18 protein-coding genes are annotated in these 17,224 nt (G+C 43.2%); 14 read left to right on the top strand and 4 right to left on the bottom strand.

The annotated features are described in order from the left end of the window. Nucleotides 1-3: 3 nt before the first annotated feature. The 7 genes from MHI51_RS22760 (at nt 4) to MHI51_RS22730 (ending at nt 6,622) form a co-directional block, all read left to right on the top strand. Nucleotides 4-1,869, top strand: coding sequence for a DUF2264 domain-containing protein (locus MHI51_RS22760; RefSeq protein ID WP_405173283.1), 1,866 nt, complete (start codon nt 4-6; stop codon nt 1,867-1,869). Continuing rightward, entirely contained in the window at nt 1,859-2,974 is a 1,116-nt protein-coding gene (locus MHI51_RS22755) for a glycoside hydrolase family 88 protein (RefSeq protein ID WP_405173282.1), read from the top strand. Before MHI51_RS22760 ends, MHI51_RS22755 begins: the two co-directional genes overlap by 11 nt. 219 nt (nt 2,975-3,193) lie before the next feature. Continuing rightward, a complete protein-coding gene (locus tag MHI51_RS22750) occupies nt 3,194-3,859 on the top strand; it encodes an amino acid ABC transporter permease (RefSeq protein WP_076186917.1) in 666 nt (221 codons plus the stop codon). Then, on the top strand, nt 3,840-4,517 hold the full coding sequence (locus MHI51_RS22745; RefSeq protein ID WP_076130269.1) for an amino acid ABC transporter permease: 678 nt from the start codon (nt 3,840-3,842) through the stop codon (nt 4,515-4,517). The genes MHI51_RS22750 and MHI51_RS22745 overlap by 20 nt, the downstream gene beginning before the upstream one ends. A 22-nt stretch (nt 4,518-4,539) precedes the next feature. Then, nucleotides 4,540-5,295: an amino acid ABC transporter ATP-binding protein gene (locus MHI51_RS22740; RefSeq protein ID WP_076134604.1), complete on the top strand. Its 756-nt coding sequence runs from the start codon at nt 4,540-4,542 to the stop codon at nt 5,293-5,295. Between the two features lie 19 nt (nt 5,296-5,314). Continuing rightward, on the top strand, nt 5,315-6,190 hold the full coding sequence (locus MHI51_RS22735) for a cysteine ABC transporter substrate-binding protein (protein WP_248548363.1): 876 nt from the start codon (nt 5,315-5,317) through the stop codon (nt 6,188-6,190). 120 nt (nt 6,191-6,310) lie between these two features. After that, complete coding sequence (locus MHI51_RS22730; RefSeq protein WP_405173281.1) at nt 6,311-6,622, top strand: hypothetical protein; 312 nt, start codon at nt 6,311-6,313, stop codon at nt 6,620-6,622. A gap of 85 nt (nt 6,623-6,707) precedes the next feature. Here the strand turns inward: MHI51_RS22730 and MHI51_RS22725 are convergent, their stop codons facing one another. Beyond that, complete coding sequence (locus MHI51_RS22725) at nt 6,708-6,920, bottom strand: hypothetical protein (protein WP_038572647.1); 213 nt, start codon at nt 6,918-6,920, stop codon at nt 6,708-6,710. 244 nt (nt 6,921-7,164) lie between these two features. Beyond that, nucleotides 7,165-8,610: a hypothetical protein gene (locus tag MHI51_RS22720; RefSeq protein WP_076218438.1), complete on the bottom strand. Its 1,446-nt coding sequence runs from the start codon at nt 8,608-8,610 to the stop codon at nt 7,165-7,167. A gap of 85 nt (nt 8,611-8,695) precedes the next feature. On the opposite strand from MHI51_RS22720, the gene MHI51_RS22715 reads away from it, so the two are divergent. The 6 genes from MHI51_RS22715 to MHI51_RS22690 all read left to right on the top strand — a co-directional run bounded on the left by MHI51_RS22715 (nt 8,696) and on the right by MHI51_RS22690 (nt 13,914). Next, nucleotides 8,696-9,307, top strand: a complete 612-nt coding sequence (locus MHI51_RS22715) for a DedA family protein (protein WP_036683119.1) — start codon at nt 8,696-8,698, stop codon at nt 9,305-9,307. 160 nt (nt 9,308-9,467) lie between these two features. Further along, nucleotides 9,468-9,821, top strand: coding sequence for a VOC family protein (locus MHI51_RS22710; protein WP_076130263.1), 354 nt, complete (start codon nt 9,468-9,470; stop codon nt 9,819-9,821). A 292-nt stretch (nt 9,822-10,113) separates the two neighbouring features. Continuing rightward, nucleotides 10,114-10,833, top strand: coding sequence for an SDR family oxidoreductase (locus MHI51_RS22705; protein ID WP_076130262.1), 720 nt, complete (start codon nt 10,114-10,116; stop codon nt 10,831-10,833). 434 nt (nt 10,834-11,267) lie between these two features. Further along, complete coding sequence (locus MHI51_RS22700; protein ID WP_076218439.1) at nt 11,268-11,771, top strand: DinB family protein; 504 nt, start codon at nt 11,268-11,270, stop codon at nt 11,769-11,771. A 323-nt stretch (nt 11,772-12,094) separates the two neighbouring features. Beyond that, the gene (locus tag MHI51_RS22695; protein ID WP_139332058.1) at nt 12,095-13,240 is read left to right on the top strand and encodes a hypothetical protein; all 1,146 of its coding nucleotides are present in this window, start codon (nt 12,095-12,097) and stop codon (nt 13,238-13,240) included. Between the two features lie 344 nt (nt 13,241-13,584). After that, nucleotides 13,585-13,914, top strand: a complete 330-nt coding sequence (locus tag MHI51_RS22690; protein WP_218640442.1) for a DUF6678 family protein — start codon at nt 13,585-13,587, stop codon at nt 13,912-13,914. A gap of 567 nt (nt 13,915-14,481) precedes the next feature. Here MHI51_RS22690 and MHI51_RS22685 read toward each other — a convergent pair. Both MHI51_RS22685 and MHI51_RS22680 read right to left on the bottom strand, forming a co-directional pair. Further along, complete coding sequence (locus MHI51_RS22685; RefSeq protein ID WP_076218440.1) at nt 14,482-14,889, bottom strand: VOC family protein; 408 nt, start codon at nt 14,887-14,889, stop codon at nt 14,482-14,484. A gap of 80 nt (nt 14,890-14,969) precedes the next feature. Further along, complete coding sequence (locus tag MHI51_RS22680) at nt 14,970-15,830, bottom strand: LysR family transcriptional regulator (protein WP_248548368.1); 861 nt, start codon at nt 15,828-15,830, stop codon at nt 14,970-14,972. A 178-nt stretch (nt 15,831-16,008) separates the two neighbouring features. On the opposite strand from MHI51_RS22680, the gene MHI51_RS22675 reads away from it, so the two are divergent. Continuing rightward, a complete protein-coding gene (locus MHI51_RS22675) occupies nt 16,009-17,190 on the top strand; it encodes a CynX/NimT family MFS transporter (protein WP_076218442.1) in 1,182 nt (393 codons plus the stop codon). Nucleotides 17,191-17,224 lie beyond the last annotated feature (34 nt).

The following is a 17,224-nucleotide window of genomic DNA, read 5'->3' as shown; positions in this document are numbered from 1 at the left end:
GCTGTGGGAATAAAGGGCACTAAAAATGAATTACAGATGTTCCTAAATGAACTATATACTCCACTGGAGCGCAGATTTACCTCTGGTTGTGCAGGAATTAATATGGGCGCTACAGGATCGATTTACAATGAAGCTACAGCGCTTATGGAAGCTTTCGCCCGTCCTCTATGGGGCCTTGTTCCCCATGCCAGCGGTGGAGGGGAAAGTGCACTCTGGCCGATGTTTCTGGAAGGGATCATCAACGGAACAGACCCGGAGCATGAAGAATATTGGGGGCAATTTACTACCAAAGATCAGCGTATGGTAGAGCAGGCCGTGTTGGGACTGGGGCTTGCTCTTGCACCACATAAAATGTGGGAGCCGCTGAGCGACACGCAGAAAATGAATGTATATAACTGGCTAAATCAGATTAATCATGTGGATCGTTCCAATCCGAATAACTGGCTGATGTTCACGGTTCTTGTGAATGTGGGCTTCAAGAAAGTCGGATTACCTTATGATCAGAGCATAATGGATGATTATCTAGAGCAGATCGATAATTACTATCTTGGTGACGGTTGGTATTCCGATGGATTGACGGATCAGAGGGACTATTATATTGCTTTTGCTATGCATTATTATACGCTGATATACGCTAAGCTGATGGCGGATGATGATCCTCAGAGAGCTGCTGTTTATCGGGAAAGATCAGTACGATTTGCCGAGGATTTCATTTATTGGTTCGCTGAGGACGGAAGCGCACTTCCTTTTGGTCGTAGCCTGACCTATCGTTTTGCACAGGTTTCATTCTGGAGTGCGCTGGTGTATGCAGATATGGTTCCTTTTTCATATGGCGTTCTTAAAGGAATCATTATGCGCCATTTTCGTTGGTGGTTTGAACAACCTATTATGGGATTAGACGGACTGCTTAGCATCGGATATGCTTATCCGAATCTAGTTATGACAGAGAACTACAACGCCCCCGGATCTCCGTATTGGGCCTTTAAAGCTATGCTTATTCTTGCCTTGCCAGATGATCATCCTTTTTGGCAGGCGGAGGAAGAGCCGTTGCCTATTTTGAAAGAGGTACGGGCTCTCCAAGAGGCGCGAATGCTTGTGAGTCGTCCGGAAGGAAACAGGCAGGTTATTGCCTATACCTCTGGCCAGATGGCTAACTTTGATATGGCCCATAGTGCAGCCAAATATTCTAAATTTGCATATTCCACTCTGTTTGGTTTTAGTGTCCCGAAAGCGGGTTACGGGTTGGTTCAAGGCGCTTACGATTCTACACTCGCACTATGCGAATGTGATGAACACTATCGGGTACGCAGATTCTGCGAGACCTGGGAAATCGGGGACAGCTATGTATATTCCCGCTGGCATCCCTGGAGTGATGTACATGTGGAGACATGGATTATTCCGGCAGGTCTATGGCATGTTCGTGTTCACAGCATTCATACTGCCCGGCGGCTGGATGTAGCGGAGGGTGGATTTGCCATTGGCCAGTCAGCTGGCTTCTCGCACAGTGAACGGGAAATCATTAAGGTATCGAACACTGCTGTTTCGGTGCAGCTGCCCTTGGGAATCAGTGCCATACATAGGCTAAGCGGCTTTGATCGGGGAGAGTGCGTATATCCCGAGCCAAATACCAATCTGCTGAAGCCGCGGACACTTCTTCCGAGCTTGTGCTCCAGACTGGAACCGGGAGATCAAGTATTGATATCTGCTGTCTTCGGAGCGACGAATACTCCGGAGAACCAGGCAAGTCTTGCTTCACCGCCGCTTATTCAATGGCACTCGGACGGAAGGGTTGCTGTATACGAACCTAGTAACGATACACTTTTGCATACTGTTGATTTAAGGGAAGGGAGAAACAAAGATGTGGAATAAGGCTATTGAGGATGCGATTCACAAAGTTGGGAGCAATATGGCTAACCATCCGGGCAAACTGCCTCATATCGCTGAGGGGCAACAGTACGAATGGGGAGACAACGACGACTGGATAGAGGGTTTCTATGTTGGGATGATGTGGCTTGCTTATGAATATAGTAAGGATTCATGCTATAAGGAGGCGGCAGCCTCTTGGTTAGGGGACTTCAAGCATCGTCTGGATCAGCACATCGCCCTGGACCATCATGACATTGGTTTCTTGTATACACTGACCGCAGTAGCGGAGTGGAAAATAACGGGCAGCGAAGCGGCGCGAGCTGTCGGTCTGCAAGCTGCGGACACGCTGTGCAAGCGCTGGCGTGAACCAGCAGGGATTCTTCAGGCCTGGGGACTGGAGAGTGACCCGGAGAATGCGGGACGTATCATTATTGACTGCTTGATGAATTTACCTCTATTATTCTGGGCAGCTGAGGAAACAGGAGATAAGCGCTATTATGAAATAGCGCTCGAACATGCGTTTAAGAGCCGGAAATTTCTTGTGCGTGGGGATGCCTCCTCTTACCATACTTTTTATTTTGATCCGGCTACCGGAAATGCAATTCGTGGAGGAACACATCAAGGTTATGAGGACGGATCGACCTGGACACGTGGTCAAGCTTGGGGAATATACGGTTTTGCTCTGGCGTATCGCTATACGCAGAATGAGGATTTTCTTAAGACTTCTAAGAGCCTAGCGGATTATTTTATCAGCCATCTACCGGAGGATAGTGTGGCTTATTGGGATTTCGATGTGCCAGTGGGAGCGGAGACCCCTCGCGACAGCTCGGCTTCGGCGATTGCGGCAGCCGGTCTTTTGGAACTGCTCGATCACCTAGGCGTAGACGATCCGGACCGGGCCATTTATGAAGTTGCTTTACACCGTAGCATGAAATCTCTAGTGGAACATTATGCGACATCTGGAAATCCGGAAGCAGAGGGACTTCTAAAGCATGGTTCTTATCATGTGAGAGGTGGACGTGTGCCTGATGGTCATATGATTTGGGGAGATTATTATTATATGGAAGCGCTGATCCGCTTGCAGACCGGCATCCGAGGCTATTGGTAGTGGGATGTTAGGGTGGGGCAAGGTTTAGCCTATAGAACAAGGAAACTGCTAAGACTAATCTCTTAGCGGTTTTTTTTGTGTGGACTATTATACAAGAGTTTTAAAACGTAGTTATTTACTTGGAATAGTATGAATAAAATCATATCACCACGCGTAAGGTTTAATGTAAGATTTTGATAATTATTAGAAATTAAGAAAAGGGGATCGGGTTACTCAGATATGAATTTAGACTGGGAGTTTATCTACGAGAGTTTGCCGCTTTATGGTGAGGCGATGTGGCTGACAGTGAAGCTAGCGTTGTTAGCTATTGTATTCTCACTCCTTATTGGATTACTGTTCAGTATCGTCTTGTACTATAAGGTCAAAATCGTCAGTGATGTTATTAAGATCTACATTGAGCTTTCACGGAACACCCCTTTACTTGTGCAGCTCTTTTTTCTTTACTATGGCTTACCTAAGATCGGAATTCACTTTAGTGAAATGACCTGTGCGATTGTAGGCATGACATTTTTGGGCGGGAGCTATATGACGGAGGCTTTTCGAAGTGGGTTCGAGGCAGTTAGCCAATCGCAGATTGAATCAGGTCAGAGCATTGGACTGTCTAAGCTGCAGCTGGTCAGATATGTTATTTTTCCCCAAGCTTTTGCGATAAGTATTCCTTCTTTAGGGGCAAATGCGATCTTTCTGCTGAAGGAGACCTCTATTGTAGGTGCCATTGCTTTAATGGATTTGATGAATGTGGCAAAAGACTTGATCGGCATGCATTACAAAACAGCGGAGTCTCTGCTCCTTCTGGTACTCGCCTATTTGGTGTTAGTCCTGCCCTTATCGCTTTTATTGACTTGGGTGGAAAGGAAGGTGAGATATGCAGAATTCGGGGATTGAGGTGCTTTTTGAAGGTTCTAATTTCGAACGATTATTAGGGGGCTTACTTGTAACGATTGAAATTTCATTTCTCTCTATTGGAATCGGTACGTTATTAGGGATCGTTATGGGATTGCTCCGGACGCTGGGATCGAGGCCATTAAGGTTTATATTACGTCTTTATTTGGAGACCTTTAGAATTATTCCGATTCTAGTGTGGCTGTATGTAGTACATTTCAGTTTCTCTCCATTACTTCATATCGATATCAGCGGGGAGGCTACCTCTATATTGGTGTTCAGCTTATGGGGAGCTGCGGAAATTGGCGATCTTGTTCGTGGAGCTTTGCAATCTATGCCAAAACATCAGGTGGAATCTGCCAGGGCGCTAGGTCTGAGCAGCAGTCAACTTTATCGGCATATTTTGATCCCGCAGGCTGTACGCAGAATGCTGCCGGGAATGATTAATCTTGCCACACGAATGATCAAGACAACATCACTGGTGGTGCTGATTGGAGTGATTGAGGTGGTAAAGATCGGGCAGCAGATCATTGAACTCGGCGTGATAAAAGCGCCCACCGCTTCATTCTGGGTATACGGCTTTATCTTTATATTATATTTTTCTGTATGTTTTCCGTTATCCAGACTTTCGAAAAAAGTTGAAAGCAGATGGCAAAATTAAGGCTTAGGAAGGAACGGTTGTAATGGCAGATTCCGGAGAACTCCTGCTGGAGGTTACACAATTACACAAATATTTTGGAGAGCGAAAGGTTCTGGACGGCATTGAATTGCAGGTCGAAAAAGGAGAAGTAATCGTTATTCTCGGTCCCTCTGGCTGTGGAAAAAGTACGTTCCTGCGTTGTCTTAACGGTTTGGAACCGGTTCAGGAAGGCGCGATACAATATCGTGGGCAGAACCTCGCGGGGGCTGCTGTAGATTGGCGTGAAGTTAGGCAGCATATCGGAATGGTCTTTCAAAATTATGAGTTATTCCCGCATATGACGGTTATGGATAACATTCTTCTAGGCCCTCTGAAAGTACAAAAGAGAGAGCTTAAAGAAGCAACGCAGCAAGCGGAACAGCTCTTAGAGCGGGTTGGGCTGCTTGAGCGTAAACTGGACTATCCACGCCAGCTTTCCGGTGGACAAAAGCAGAGAATAGCTATAGTAAGAGCTTTATGTATGAATCCGGAGATTATGTTATTTGATGAAGTGACAGCATCCTTGGATCCGGAAATGGTTCGGGAAGTGCTTGATGTCATCTTAGGGCTTGCTCAGCAAGGAATGACGATGATCATCGTGACTCATGAAATGGGGTTTGCCAAATCGGTTGGGGATCGGATCGTGTTTATGGATCAAGGCAAGATATGTGAGATCGCTGCCCCGCAACAATTTTTTACCCACCCTGCGACAGAACGTGCCCAGCATTTTCTGGATATATTTCAGTACGAAAAATTATAGAAATAGGAGAGGAAGAGAAATGAAGAAAAGTTTGAAATGGCTAACGATGCTGGTAGGTGTAAGTATATTATTGATGGGATTGGCTGCTTGCGGAAATAGTTCGGATAACAACGGAAACTCAGCATCTTCTAAATTCACTTCTATTGAACAGCTAAAGAAGAAAGGGAAGATTAAGATCGGCGTATTTGCAGACAAACCACCTTTTGGTTATGTGGACGCTGAGGGTAAAAACCAAGGGTTTGATGTGTATATTGCCAAACGCTTTGCCAAGGATCTGCTAGGGGATGAATCGAAGGTTGAATTTGTGTTAGTTGATGCTGCCAGCCGCGTGGCATATCTTGAATCGGGTAAGGTTGATATCATTATGGCTAACTTTACGGTCACCGAGGAAAGAAAAGAAAAAGTGGATTTTGCTAATCCGTACATGAAATTGTCCTTTGGGATCGTATCCCCAGACAGTGCTCCAATCACTTCCATTGATCAATTAAAAGGGAACAAGCAAAAGCTCATTGTAGCTAAAGGTACGACAGCGGAAACCTATTTTACCAAAGAATATCCGGATATTGAATTGCTCAAATTCGATCAGTACACCGAGATTTTTGCAGCGCTTAAAGATGGTCGGGGGGCGGCAATCGCTAACGATAATACAGAACTCATTGCTTGGGCTAAATCAAATCCTGGATTTACGGTCAGCATTCCTGCTTTCGGGGGTCAGGATACAATAGCTCCAGCAGTGGCAAAGGGGAATAAGGAATTGCTGGACTGGATTAATACAGAACTTGATACCCTTGGTAAAGAACAATTTATCCATGAAGCCTACAAAGAAACCTTAAATGAAATTTACGGTGAAGGATATACTGATGAGCTTGTCGTTGAAGGCGGGAAAATCCAGTAACGGATTGGGAATAACATTGCGGGGGCATCTGAGAAGATGCCTTTTCTACAGATAGACTATTGCAATTTCTATAATGCCGAGTATAATACTGGGTATACACAGAATAAGGAGTCGGTGAAAATGTCTGTCGATGATTATCTGGATCTTTTAAACTACGCCAAAGCAATTAACGATGGACAGTGGCAAGCTGACATCATAGATCGTTTGAATAAGCTGAGTAAGAATTCTCATGCTGAGACAACAGAACAAAGTGTGAAAGAGCTGTGGATTCAATTCGACGATGTAAATGCAATATTAATGGATTTATTTAATAAGCTGAGGGAAAGTGCGGATCCAGTAGAGCAGTACCGGTGGAAAGAGAAAGTCTGGGAGTTAAAGCAGGAACGGATTAATCTATCGAAGAAGATTCAGAGTAGATATATCAGGATATAATTTAAGCTCACATTGTAATAATAAATAGAAAATAAAAAAAGGCATGCAGTTAGTCTGCTCTGCCAAACTTACGATGGTCTATAGGCTACTTAGACATTTGCATTCCTTCGCGCATCATTGTCATACACATAGTCATCATTTCATCGCAGTCCTGCATTTTTTTCATCATCATATCCATGTTCATATCCATCATGCCCATTTCAGACATTTTTTCCATGCCCATCTTCATACAGTTCATCTTAGACATCATATCATCCATACACATGTTCATCATCATTTCCATACACATCTTGTCCATTTTTAATTCCTCCCTTCTTTTAAATTACCTTTCTTCCATAAAATACTATACAATTTAAGAACAATCAACGCTAGATTTGATATTTTACTAACTTATTTTTCTTATTTGTCGTAATTATGTATATCCTTACCATACGGATGTTATTAATCAGAATACTTAATTGCGGATGGTGACTATTGGCTAGATTGCCTCAGGTCAGCGTTTTTTTGCGTTCTACACAGTGAGGAATTAACGAGCCGGATCATCACTCTGGGATAAACGAGAAGACACTGCCATAGGTCCCCGTAAATACGGGCTGACCAAATTTTTGTGTCCATTCCTTGAGTAGCTTATATGAGACCTTTTTGCTCGTAATTACATAATCGGGCTGATCGTAATTAACGATCTCGGGAAGGTATTCAGAGAATCCGTGCATCGAGCGTTCAAAAGCAGTCCAACCCAATACGCCAAGAGAATCTTTTGTCACGAAGGGATCTTGTCTGCCATCACATAACACATCTCCCCCTCGAAACATGACATAGCCGGATGAACCGTAGTGGGCGAGAACTTTGGGACGTGTACCTTCAGATGTATGCTGCAGAATATAGTCCATTTCATCTATAGGATATTTTTTGGCGTCAATAACTGGTGGTACAAGGAATAGATAAGCAATGTTTAGCAGCAGACCAACTGCCAGTAACCCGCGTAATGTACTTTGTCGGACTAGAATACCTGTTTTGGTGAACTCAGGAAGCGCATCAAAAAATACAGCCGCAAAATAGGGGATGAACAGCCACATAAACAGGTTTTGCTTGAAGTTTGATACACCGAGGTATAGAATCCCAAGCATAAGAAAAAAACGGAACGGTTTACGCTGGAGTGCAAAAGGAAGTGTGCAGGCAAAGAACAAAAGCAATAGTAAGATGGGCAAGTTCTCCAAGCTATTGAACCGAATGGGTTGCCATTCATTGATCAGCAGGTTAAAGTTTTTCTTCGTAACTGTCAAAATAAACAAGAGACTTTTTACGCCGCCTGGATTTAGAATGCCAACGAACCAGACGAGACTGAAGACTATGATTTTACGCCCATTCAGCGTTTTTTGGATCAAGGATTCAAGCAGAGCCATCCCTGTAAATACAGCAATTACAAGCCATACTCCTGCATGAAAATTGGCAATGGCAATAGAAAGAGCAATCATCGCAGCGGCATATTTCTTTTGAGAACTCATTTGATATTCACGTAAATATACGAAAAACCAGACAATCATAAACGAAGAGATCATCTGTGGACGGCCTTTGAAATAATTATAATAAATCCAGCAAGAAATTAGCAGCACAAAAGGGAGCAGGAGAACATGGTCTTCTTGAAGTCCCAGTTCTTTGCGTGAAACCTTACCCAGCCGAAGCAATCCGAGCACTAAAAAGAACAAGCATACAGCGGTCAAAATATACACACCCGGCCATCCAAAAGCTGCATAAAGCGGGGCAACGAGCAGCTGGAATCCGAATTCATGAGGGACGTAGGGCAGCTTATCTCCGTAAAAAGTATGTATGGCATGATGTAGAACTTGTCCGTGCCCGATCATATATTGTCCTAGCTCTATATGCCAGAAGGTATCGGGATCATTGTAAGAAAATTTAGGGAACATCAGCAAGATAGCGGCTATAACGAATATGCCATACAAAAATTTGTGTATATTGAATTTCATCATTATTTTGTTTTCCCCCCGTTTTTTGTTCAATTATAACGAGACTTTCTTAAGGAATAGTAAAATTTATGAAGCGGAGTGAACACTCATGCATCAACTATTTACGTGGATATCTGAATCCGCGCTTCACCTTGTTAATTCTATGGGTATTTGGGGCATATGGTTAGGGATGATTCTAGAGAGTGCCTGTATCCCCATTCCCAGTGAAGTGATTATGCTCAGCGGTGGGTGGCTGATTGCGCAAGGCTCGCTTACTTTTATGGAAGTTGCTGTTGCTGGGATATTCGGAAACCTACTGGGTTCCATCATTGCCTATTATATTGGTAAGGCTGGTGGACGCCGGTTATTAGAGAAATACGGAAAATATATTCTCTTGAATGAGCATCATTTGGAGCAGTCGGAGCGTTGGTTCGAGCGTTATGGCGAGAGTACCGTATTTTTTACTCGTATGTTGCCCTTTATTCGTACTTTTATCTCTCTGCCCGCAGGGATTGCTGGAATGAAAGCTTGGAGATTCATAACATTTACAGCACTCGGCTGTATCCCGTGGAACTTAGCTTTGATCTATCTGGGATACCGCTTAGGTGACAACTGGGGTATCGTGGAGCAATTTATTCGCCCAATCAGTTATACCATTTGCGGAATCGTGGTGCTTCTTGTGTTGAGGTGGTTAGTACGGAGATTTCGTAACCAGACTTAATGCCAGCTCTTCGGGTGTTTTCTGGTGTTTTCTGCTCGGTGAGCCTCCGCAGCTTAATATGGATAAATAAAGGTCAGGAACGTCGAGGCTAGAATTAACTGTTATATGTTGAATGCATTCTATATTCAAGGATAATCTACTTCTGTCTGGGAGGTTTGAAATGAAGGTCAAACGAATCGTCGCCAATATAAACACGAAGGATATCGCGGCAGCTAAATGCTTCTACGAGGATGTGCTCGGTCTTGATTTAATGATGGATCATGGTTGGATTAGAACTTATGGTTTAGACGAGGAGATGAGCATTCAGATTAGTTTTGCCTCACAGGGTGGCTCAGAAACGCCTACGCCTGATCTATCAATTGAAGTCGATGATGTCGATGCTACATTTGAAAGCATGAAGAAAGCTGGATTTCCGATAGAATATGGGCTTGTTGATGAGCCTTGGGGCGTTCGGCGATTCTATGTCCGCGACCCGTTTGGCAAACTTATCAACATCCTTGAGCATAGACATTAGAAGAGTGGTCATGGCGTGCAGAAATCTTGATTGTTAAACTATCGAATAGCGATAGCTAAATGATGACATAAGGCAGCCGGTCAGTGGATCGGCTGTCTTTATTCAACTAACGGGCAGGATAGTTGAACATAATCATGCATAACCGTATTATAAGTAAGTATAAATTCATTGGTGAGGGAAGCGTCATATAAAAATTCAATGTTCTTGGTGATTCTCATATTGAATGATTTTCAGCATTCACTGTGAATTTAATGATTAAATGCAGAGATAAATCATATCGAAAGGATAACTTATGAGGAATTTTATTATCTTCGGAGCAAGTAAAGGATTAGGTGAGGCATTCTTCAAAGGATTGCCAGAAAAAGGTGATCGTGTTTGGGTGGTTTCTAGAACTTATCCTAACAATTTAAATCTTGAAGATGGTGTACAGAAATATTGGATTGAGGCTGATTTAGCGAAATCTGATGCAAGCAAGCTGATTGCGAATACAGTAAATGACGTTACAATAGACGTATTAATATATAATGTAGGGATATGGGAGAGCAAAGGCTTCAGGGATGACTATGATTTTGAAAAAGATGACCCAGCTGAAATCGTCAACATCATTAATGTAAATGTTACTTCAGCTATTACCTGCATACAGAAGCTTTTACCGAATCTAAAAAAGTCAGATAACGCAAAAATTTTCTTAATTGGTTCTACGGCAGGTCTTGAACATAATGATTTTACGCAAGTTTCATTTGTAGCTTCTAAGTTCGGTTTGCGTGGTATTGGAAATTCTATAAGGGAGCATGTAAAAAAGTATGGGATCGGTGTGACTTGTATAAATCCTGGTGAAATTGCAACCCAAATTCCATTGGAAGATGGAATTGAGAAAGTCTTGTCTGCGTATGGCGGTACACAGATTCCTCTTCAAGATATTGTTTCTTTAGTTAAATGCTTAATGAACCTTTCCAAAGCCTCTTGTGTAAAAGAAATAAATATTCCAGCAATGTTGGATACAAATGCGTAGTCGACTCCATTGAGAATGATAGTGCGAAAAAGCGAGGTTCTAAGAAACCACTCCATAGTAAAGGAGTGGTTTTCGCTTTATACATGAATATGTAAAGTTTGGTCAAACTCTAATTTATGCTTAGATATACTACGGTGAGCCGTATCATAAATAACGGTTGAGCTAACGGGATACGATAGTTGAATAATACATTACATTGATAAGCAAGTGCTTCGGTATCCTGCTCTTTTTATGAAGCTAATAGGCAGGCTAGCGTAAACAAAATGATCAAAAGTATTAACCATACGTAGTTAATTACATTTCGGGATTAGCACAATGATTTTCGGCAGCTTCGTTTGGTTAACGGGGGTAGTTTAAGTAAATGTAAATATTTACTTGCGAACTAATGTTCGGTACAATAAACTTGATTCCATTACAAAAAGGAGATGTTGGATATGTATAAACACATTAAAGATTTTGCCGCAACTTGGCAGAATGAAACGGAAGCAACAATGCGGACACTAGAGATGCTGACGGACGAGTCTCTTGGCCAACAGATAACAAGCGATCATAGAACGCTTGGACGTGTTGCATGGCACCTTGTACAGACGTTGCACGAAATGCCATCTCGGACGGGACTGTCTTTCGAAGGACCGGGCGAAGATATGCCGGTGCCAGCTTCGGCAGCAGACATCGCGTCAGTCTATAAGAGGACCTCACAAGCGCTCCTTGATGCTATACAGTCCAGTTGGAAAGATGAGAATCTGCTTATCATGAGCGATATGTATGGTGATCAATGGCCAAACGGCTTAATGCTGGAAATTCTCGTAAAGCATGAGATTCATCATCGTGGTCAGATGACAGTACTGATGCGTCAGGCAGGCCTTCGTGTGCCGGATCTTTACGGCCCGACAAAAGAGCAGTGGGCCGAGTATGGAGCGCTACCTCCAGTAATTTAGAGTAAGATTATATCCGCTTTGGCCGTTTGGCTATAGTGGGATTTATAAGTATTTTATCATGGGATTAAAAGTGGTGGCTTGAATCATAGACAAGAGGATACCATCGGACTGAAACTGTTGATTCTATTGAACTAACGGGAAACAATAGCTTAATCTAAAACGAAGGTAGCTGGTCTATATGAACGGCTACCTTCGTTGCGCTAAAGGACACATTTTCCCTTAATCTATATAGAATTGAAGATGAGATAGCAGGAAATCTTGCAACAGCTAGGGAATACCAAATTATGGATTTATAAATGTATATGAAAGGTTGATCTTAGTTTATGAATGACCGTAATCTCATCTTCGTAGCAAAAGCGAAAATGATGCTTGTATACCCTTTGCTGCTTGCCCTGATCGTTATACTTGTGGTCAGTAGCCTTACTGCCTGCGATAATTCCACCGCAGGCAAGACAGCAAGCAAGTCTGCGCAGCCGACCAAGGATGTACCTGTGGTAGCGCAAGCATCGGGCAGCATTTATCTGTACGGTGAAGCACACGGCGTAGCCAAGATATTTGACAAGGAATATAAATTGTGGTCTCAATACTACCATAACGAGGGCATGAGGCACTTATTCGTCGAGCTGCCCTATTTTACCGCCGAATACTTGAATCTATGGATGCAGTCGGACAATGATGATATTTTAGAGGAGATTTATGATGATTGGGAACGGACACGTAGTCACAACCCTGATGTCAAAGAGTTCTACAAAAAAATAAAGAGCGAGTGTCCGGAGACGATTTTCCACGGCACAGACATCGGGCATCAATATGAAACTACCGGGAGCCGCTATTTATCTTATCTTGTGGCAAACGATCTGGGAGAATCGGAGAAGTATACTTTAACAATGGAAGCGATCCGGCAAGGCCGTGTTTTTTACAGCAAAGAAGACGGCGTATATCGGGAAGACACGATGACGGAAAACTTTATTCGCGAATTTGAGAAGTTGGGCAATGAGAGCGTTATGGGCATTTACGGCTCAGCGCATACCGGGCTTGATGAAATGGACTATAAGACCCAATCCATCCCTTGTATGGGCAATCAATTACAGGAGCATTATGGCGATAACATTTATTCTGAGAACCTAAGTTGGATTGCTAAAGATATTGAGCCATCCAGAGTAGATTACATCTCCTTACAGGGCAAGGAATATGCAGCATCTTATTTTGGTAAGCAGGATTTGAACGGGTTCAAGGATTACGCCTATCGAGAATTTTGGCGATTGGAGGACGCCTATGAAGATATCAAAGACCTTCCACTGGTGGACAATTATCTTCCTTACGATAACTATCTGATGCCGATAGAAGTAGGCCAGGTCTTTGTGGTCAACAGCACCAAAACAGACGGTTCAGTGCAAAGAGATTACTATCTGTCTAGCGGCCAAGTTGTGGAGGGTGTGAACTCAACACAACAATTCACAGCAGAGTGACGATCAGTAATATGATGATTATCTCAAGTACAACACGCTCGCTCATGCATCGGGCGTTCATAAAAGCTAATTGGGAAAATTGTCACGTGCCGAAAATGAGTGCTCGGTTGATATAAGAGTGGCTCCAAAATTCACAGCTTCAACCAAAGCGGTGAACCGTAAGTAGGGGGAAGCTTTTTACTGATTGCATTACGCTAACGGGAGACGCTAGCTCAAATACGATTAGGCAGCCGTTAGTCAAAGCGATCAGCTGCCTTCATTCAACTACCAGGAAGTTTTGTACAAGAGAAAATGATGAAGTGGAATAAACACGTTCAGTACTGATGGATGAAAAAGGTGAATATATGGATTCAAATGAACTAAAACCTTTAATGAACAACACAAAATGGGAAGAAATAAGACAAGCAATGCTCAACTATGCCTTTCCAACCAAATGGAGGATTAAAGACATTGATACTGGCTATATCAGCCTTTGGGATGGAGATTGGTATTACCATTTTTCAGATGGTGGTTACAAATTTATTGAGTGGTTAGAAATTCATGCTGAAGATGACTCGATAAATGCTGATTTAATTCAAATCTTGAAAAAAATACATGTTCCAGGTGAAGTAACTACCGACTCCATCATAATTTATGGATATAACAAAACTAATGAATTCATTGATTATATATAATACGCTTCACCTCAATGCTTCCAAACACAAAGTACAGTTTGACCATTAAATGTATATCTGTATATAAAAGAAAAAACACTCCTGACAATGGAGTGTTTTATTATTATTCAAATTTATTTGAAGTCCATGTAGCAATTCCATTCATTGGACATGCAACAACTAGCCAGTTATCAGATTCTACTCCCACCTGCCAACATTCATACTTCTCATGAAAACCAATAACAAATAGTATGCTACCTGATTCAAAGCTTATAATTAAATGTGGAGTGCTGTCTCCCAATTGTATATCTATAATCTTTTCACGTCTCACCTTTATGATCTGACTGTATTTTTCTTCCTCAGAAACATCTGCAATTTGGCTTTCATTACTAGGGTATTGAGAGGGAACTGAATCAAATATAGTCCACTTTGATTCAATGTTCAGGTACAGTTGACCAGCTAAATCATCGAACTCGTTCAGCGAAGTCCCTATTTTCTTTATTCATTCCGTTCCCCAGCTCTTTTCATCAACGTATAAGCCCGAATCATTACACCATATCTTGGATTTGTTGGTGTTGGCTTTTCGCTTCAAATTTCGCGTTTTGGCATTTTGCTCTCATCCATGTACAGCAGATTCCAGCGGTGACCGTCCAGGTCGGCAAATCCTGCGCCGTACATCCAGCCGTCAGTCTCACTTGGCTTGCCAAAGATGTTTCCTCCAGCAGCCTCTGCTTTTTGGACAAAGGCATCTACTTCTTCTCTGCTTTCAGCACCAATGGAGAAGATTACTTCAGCGCTATGGGAAGTATCTGCGGTTTTTGAACCAGTAAATTTCTCAAACGCCGCATCCGGGAACAGCAGAATTGTTGTTTGACCTATAACAAGCTTAGCTCTCTCGTTACCAACACTCACCGCTTGGAATCCAATCTCATTGAAAAAGGCAGTTGACCTCTCAACATCTTTGACTGGCAGGTTAATCCAAATCTCCTGTGACATGGCTGTAGCCTCCTAATATATTTTCATTCCTACTATACTCTACTTCTGGCAGCAGAAGCGATCTCTTTCGCATCTCACCTTTAGTTGAAATACTCGATAGTTTTCTCAATAAATGCCTTGGCCGATTTTGTCAGAAAACGGTCGGACCGATGAATGATCTCAAAGTGACGATATGGCGGATCGTCTGTAATTCGGATGCAGCGTAGTGTTGGTTCATTCATTGCTTGGATCAAACGGTAAGGCAGCAATGTTCCTCCGACGTTGGCTTTCACCAAGCTAATAATGGAAGTTGCCGAACTGGTCTCCATGATCGTATTTAAGCTGAATCCATATTTTCGGCAATAGCCATCAACCAATTCTCTGCCTGTAAATCCTTCGGGGAACATCACAGTTTGGATATTACGCAGTTCCTGGATTACAATCGTGCTTCGTTCAGCCCAATCATGATTCTCAGAAACGACAAGTACATATTCTTCACTGCACAAGGGAATGCGTACAAGCCGATCATCTGGAGCAGAGGTGATCTCGATCCCGATGTCTACTTCATTATCCAGTACTTGATTCAAGACGTAGATCGAAGAGATAAGCTTCAGCTGCACCTTGGGGAATCGCGTATGAAAATTCACGAGCAATGGGGTGAGCCGATAGTCCAGATCGGAAGGGAGAACACCAATTACCAACCGACCTCGTTGATCATTGCGTAATTCAGCTAACGCATCCTGGGTATTCTGTAAATGCCGAATCATCTGTACACAGTGCTCCAAAAACAGATTTCCTGCTTGAGTCATCACAATCTTTTTGCCGACTCGGTCAAATAAGGGAACTCCGAGTTCATCCTCAAGCGCGCGTATTTGTTGACTCAACGTAGGCTGAGATATGCCAAGCTTCTCAGCTGCTCGTGTAAAATGAAGCTCCTCACACACAGCAATGAAGTTTTCCATCTGACGAATCTCCATATGAATGACCTCTAATCATTGGTTTTAGTAATCATTTTAATAGAAACAATAGTATTGTTCAATCATTCTAATGATTCTATACTTAATCGTGCACCGCCCAAAGATCTGTTATTAACAAAGGGTCATGGGAGAATGCAACGATACTACCATGAGGTGATTCATAATGAAACTTTTTTATATCGTCTTGGCGCTTATCCTGGCTTCACTGAATTTACGGCCACCCATTACATCCATTTCTCCTCTAATGAGCATCATTCAGAATGATCTGGGTATAAGCGGGATTACCGCCAGTTTGTTAACCACACTTCCGGTATTATGCATGGGCATATTTGCTCCGTTCTCCGTACGATTAAGCAGAAGGTGGGGAAATGAGGGCGCAATTGTTCTGGCTTTAATCCTCATTGGGTTAGGTACGGGATTACGATGGTTTGTTGGTACAACTCCTTTGATGATGTTCACTTCTTTTCTTTCCGGTGTAGGAATTGCATTGGCAGGGCCGCTGTTGTCCAGTTTTATTAAGCAGTACTTCCCTGACCGAGTGGCATCCATGGTGGGTATTTACTCTACAGCGATGGTGATGGGGGCCAGCATTAGTGTGGGACTATCGGTCCCGCTGCAGCATACGCTGGGTGGTTCGTGGAGAGGCTCGATGGCTGTATGGGCATTACTCGCAGCTATTGCATTGCCGATTTGGTTAAGATTAGCCTGGTCTGCGCGCACAGATCGACAATCCGGTAAAATCTCGAGTGTACTTAATGCACCACTTCCGGTGAACAACAAACGTGCCTGGGTGCTGACATTATTCTTCGGGCTGATGGCAGCGATCTTCTATTCGTTGACCGCTTGGCTTGCGCCAGCAATCCAAAGCCAGGGGTATAGTCAAGAGACGGCCGGCAAAATCCAAACTTTATTTACCTTGATATCGCTGCCCTCTACTTTGTTCATTCCGATGCTTGTACATCGTTACCAAAGACGTGTATTCTGGCTTGTCGGGTGTGCAATATTAGAGTTGACGGGTGTCTTGATGCTGAACCTATCCGTTAGCCCCTGGCTCGCGGCGATTCCTCTCGGTATTGGGGCGGGTGGGCTGTTCCCGATTGCACTGATGTTGCCCATTGATGAAACAAGCAATGCTCAGGAAGCCAGTAGCTGGTCCGCAATGACCCAATCTGGTGGCTACATTCTCGGAGCGTTTGGGCCGCTAGCGATTGGCTGGCTCCACGATGCAACAGGCAGCTTCGTTCAAGCATTCTATGGTTTGGCTGTAATCATCGTGCTTCAGATTATCGTTCAAATGGCTATAGGAAATAAAAAAAGTTCTCCATCCATTTCTCGTCTCCATTAAAGGTTTCGTGTGATACTTCATGTTGATCAATTAG

The organism is Paenibacillus sp. FSL H8-0260 (assembly GCF_045040625.1).
GTDB classification, from domain to species: domain Bacteria; phylum Bacillota; class Bacilli; order Paenibacillales; family Paenibacillaceae; genus Paenibacillus_AQ; species Paenibacillus_AQ odorifer.
The sequence above is the reverse complement of the archived record's forward strand: the minus strand, read 5'-3'. Positions and strand labels throughout refer to the sequence as shown.

Bases quoted from the DNA above. Each gene is read 5' to 3' on its own strand.
- MHI51_RS22755 (WP_405173282.1), top strand. From the start codon at position 1,859: ATGTGGAATAAGGCTATTGAGGATGCGATTCACAAAGTTGGGAGCAAT.
- MHI51_RS22750 (WP_076186917.1), top strand. From the start codon at position 3,194: ATGAATTTAGACTGGGAGTTTATCTACGAGAGTTTGCCGCTTTATGGT.
- MHI51_RS22745 (WP_076130269.1), top strand. From the start codon at position 3,840: ATGCAGAATTCGGGGATTGAGGTGCTTTTTGAAGGTTCTAATTTCGAA.
- MHI51_RS22740 (WP_076134604.1), top strand. From the start codon at position 4,540: ATGGCAGATTCCGGAGAACTCCTGCTGGAGGTTACACAATTACACAAA.
- MHI51_RS22735 (WP_248548363.1), top strand. From the start codon at position 5,315: ATGAAGAAAAGTTTGAAATGGCTAACGATGCTGGTAGGTGTAAGTATA.
- MHI51_RS22730 (WP_405173281.1), top strand. From the start codon at position 6,311: ATGTCTGTCGATGATTATCTGGATCTTTTAAACTACGCCAAAGCAATT.
- MHI51_RS22725 (WP_038572647.1), bottom strand. From the start codon at position 6,920: ATGGACAAGATGTGTATGGAAATGATGATGAACATGTGTATGGATGAT.
- MHI51_RS22720 (WP_076218438.1), bottom strand. From the start codon at position 8,610: ATGATGAAATTCAATATACACAAATTTTTGTATGGCATATTCGTTATA.
- MHI51_RS22715 (WP_036683119.1), top strand. From the start codon at position 8,696: ATGCATCAACTATTTACGTGGATATCTGAATCCGCGCTTCACCTTGTT.
- MHI51_RS22710 (WP_076130263.1), top strand. From the start codon at position 9,468: ATGAAGGTCAAACGAATCGTCGCCAATATAAACACGAAGGATATCGCG.
- MHI51_RS22705 (WP_076130262.1), top strand. From the start codon at position 10,114: ATGAGGAATTTTATTATCTTCGGAGCAAGTAAAGGATTAGGTGAGGCA.
- MHI51_RS22700 (WP_076218439.1), top strand. From the start codon at position 11,268: ATGTATAAACACATTAAAGATTTTGCCGCAACTTGGCAGAATGAAACG.
- MHI51_RS22695 (WP_139332058.1), top strand. From the start codon at position 12,095: ATGAATGACCGTAATCTCATCTTCGTAGCAAAAGCGAAAATGATGCTT.
- MHI51_RS22690 (WP_218640442.1), top strand. From the start codon at position 13,585: ATGGATTCAAATGAACTAAAACCTTTAATGAACAACACAAAATGGGAA.
- MHI51_RS22685 (WP_076218440.1), bottom strand. From the start codon at position 14,889: ATGTCACAGGAGATTTGGATTAACCTGCCAGTCAAAGATGTTGAGAGG.
- MHI51_RS22680 (WP_248548368.1), bottom strand. From the start codon at position 15,830: ATGGAAAACTTCATTGCTGTGTGTGAGGAGCTTCATTTTACACGAGCA.
- MHI51_RS22675 (WP_076218442.1), top strand. From the start codon at position 16,009: ATGAAACTTTTTTATATCGTCTTGGCGCTTATCCTGGCTTCACTGAAT.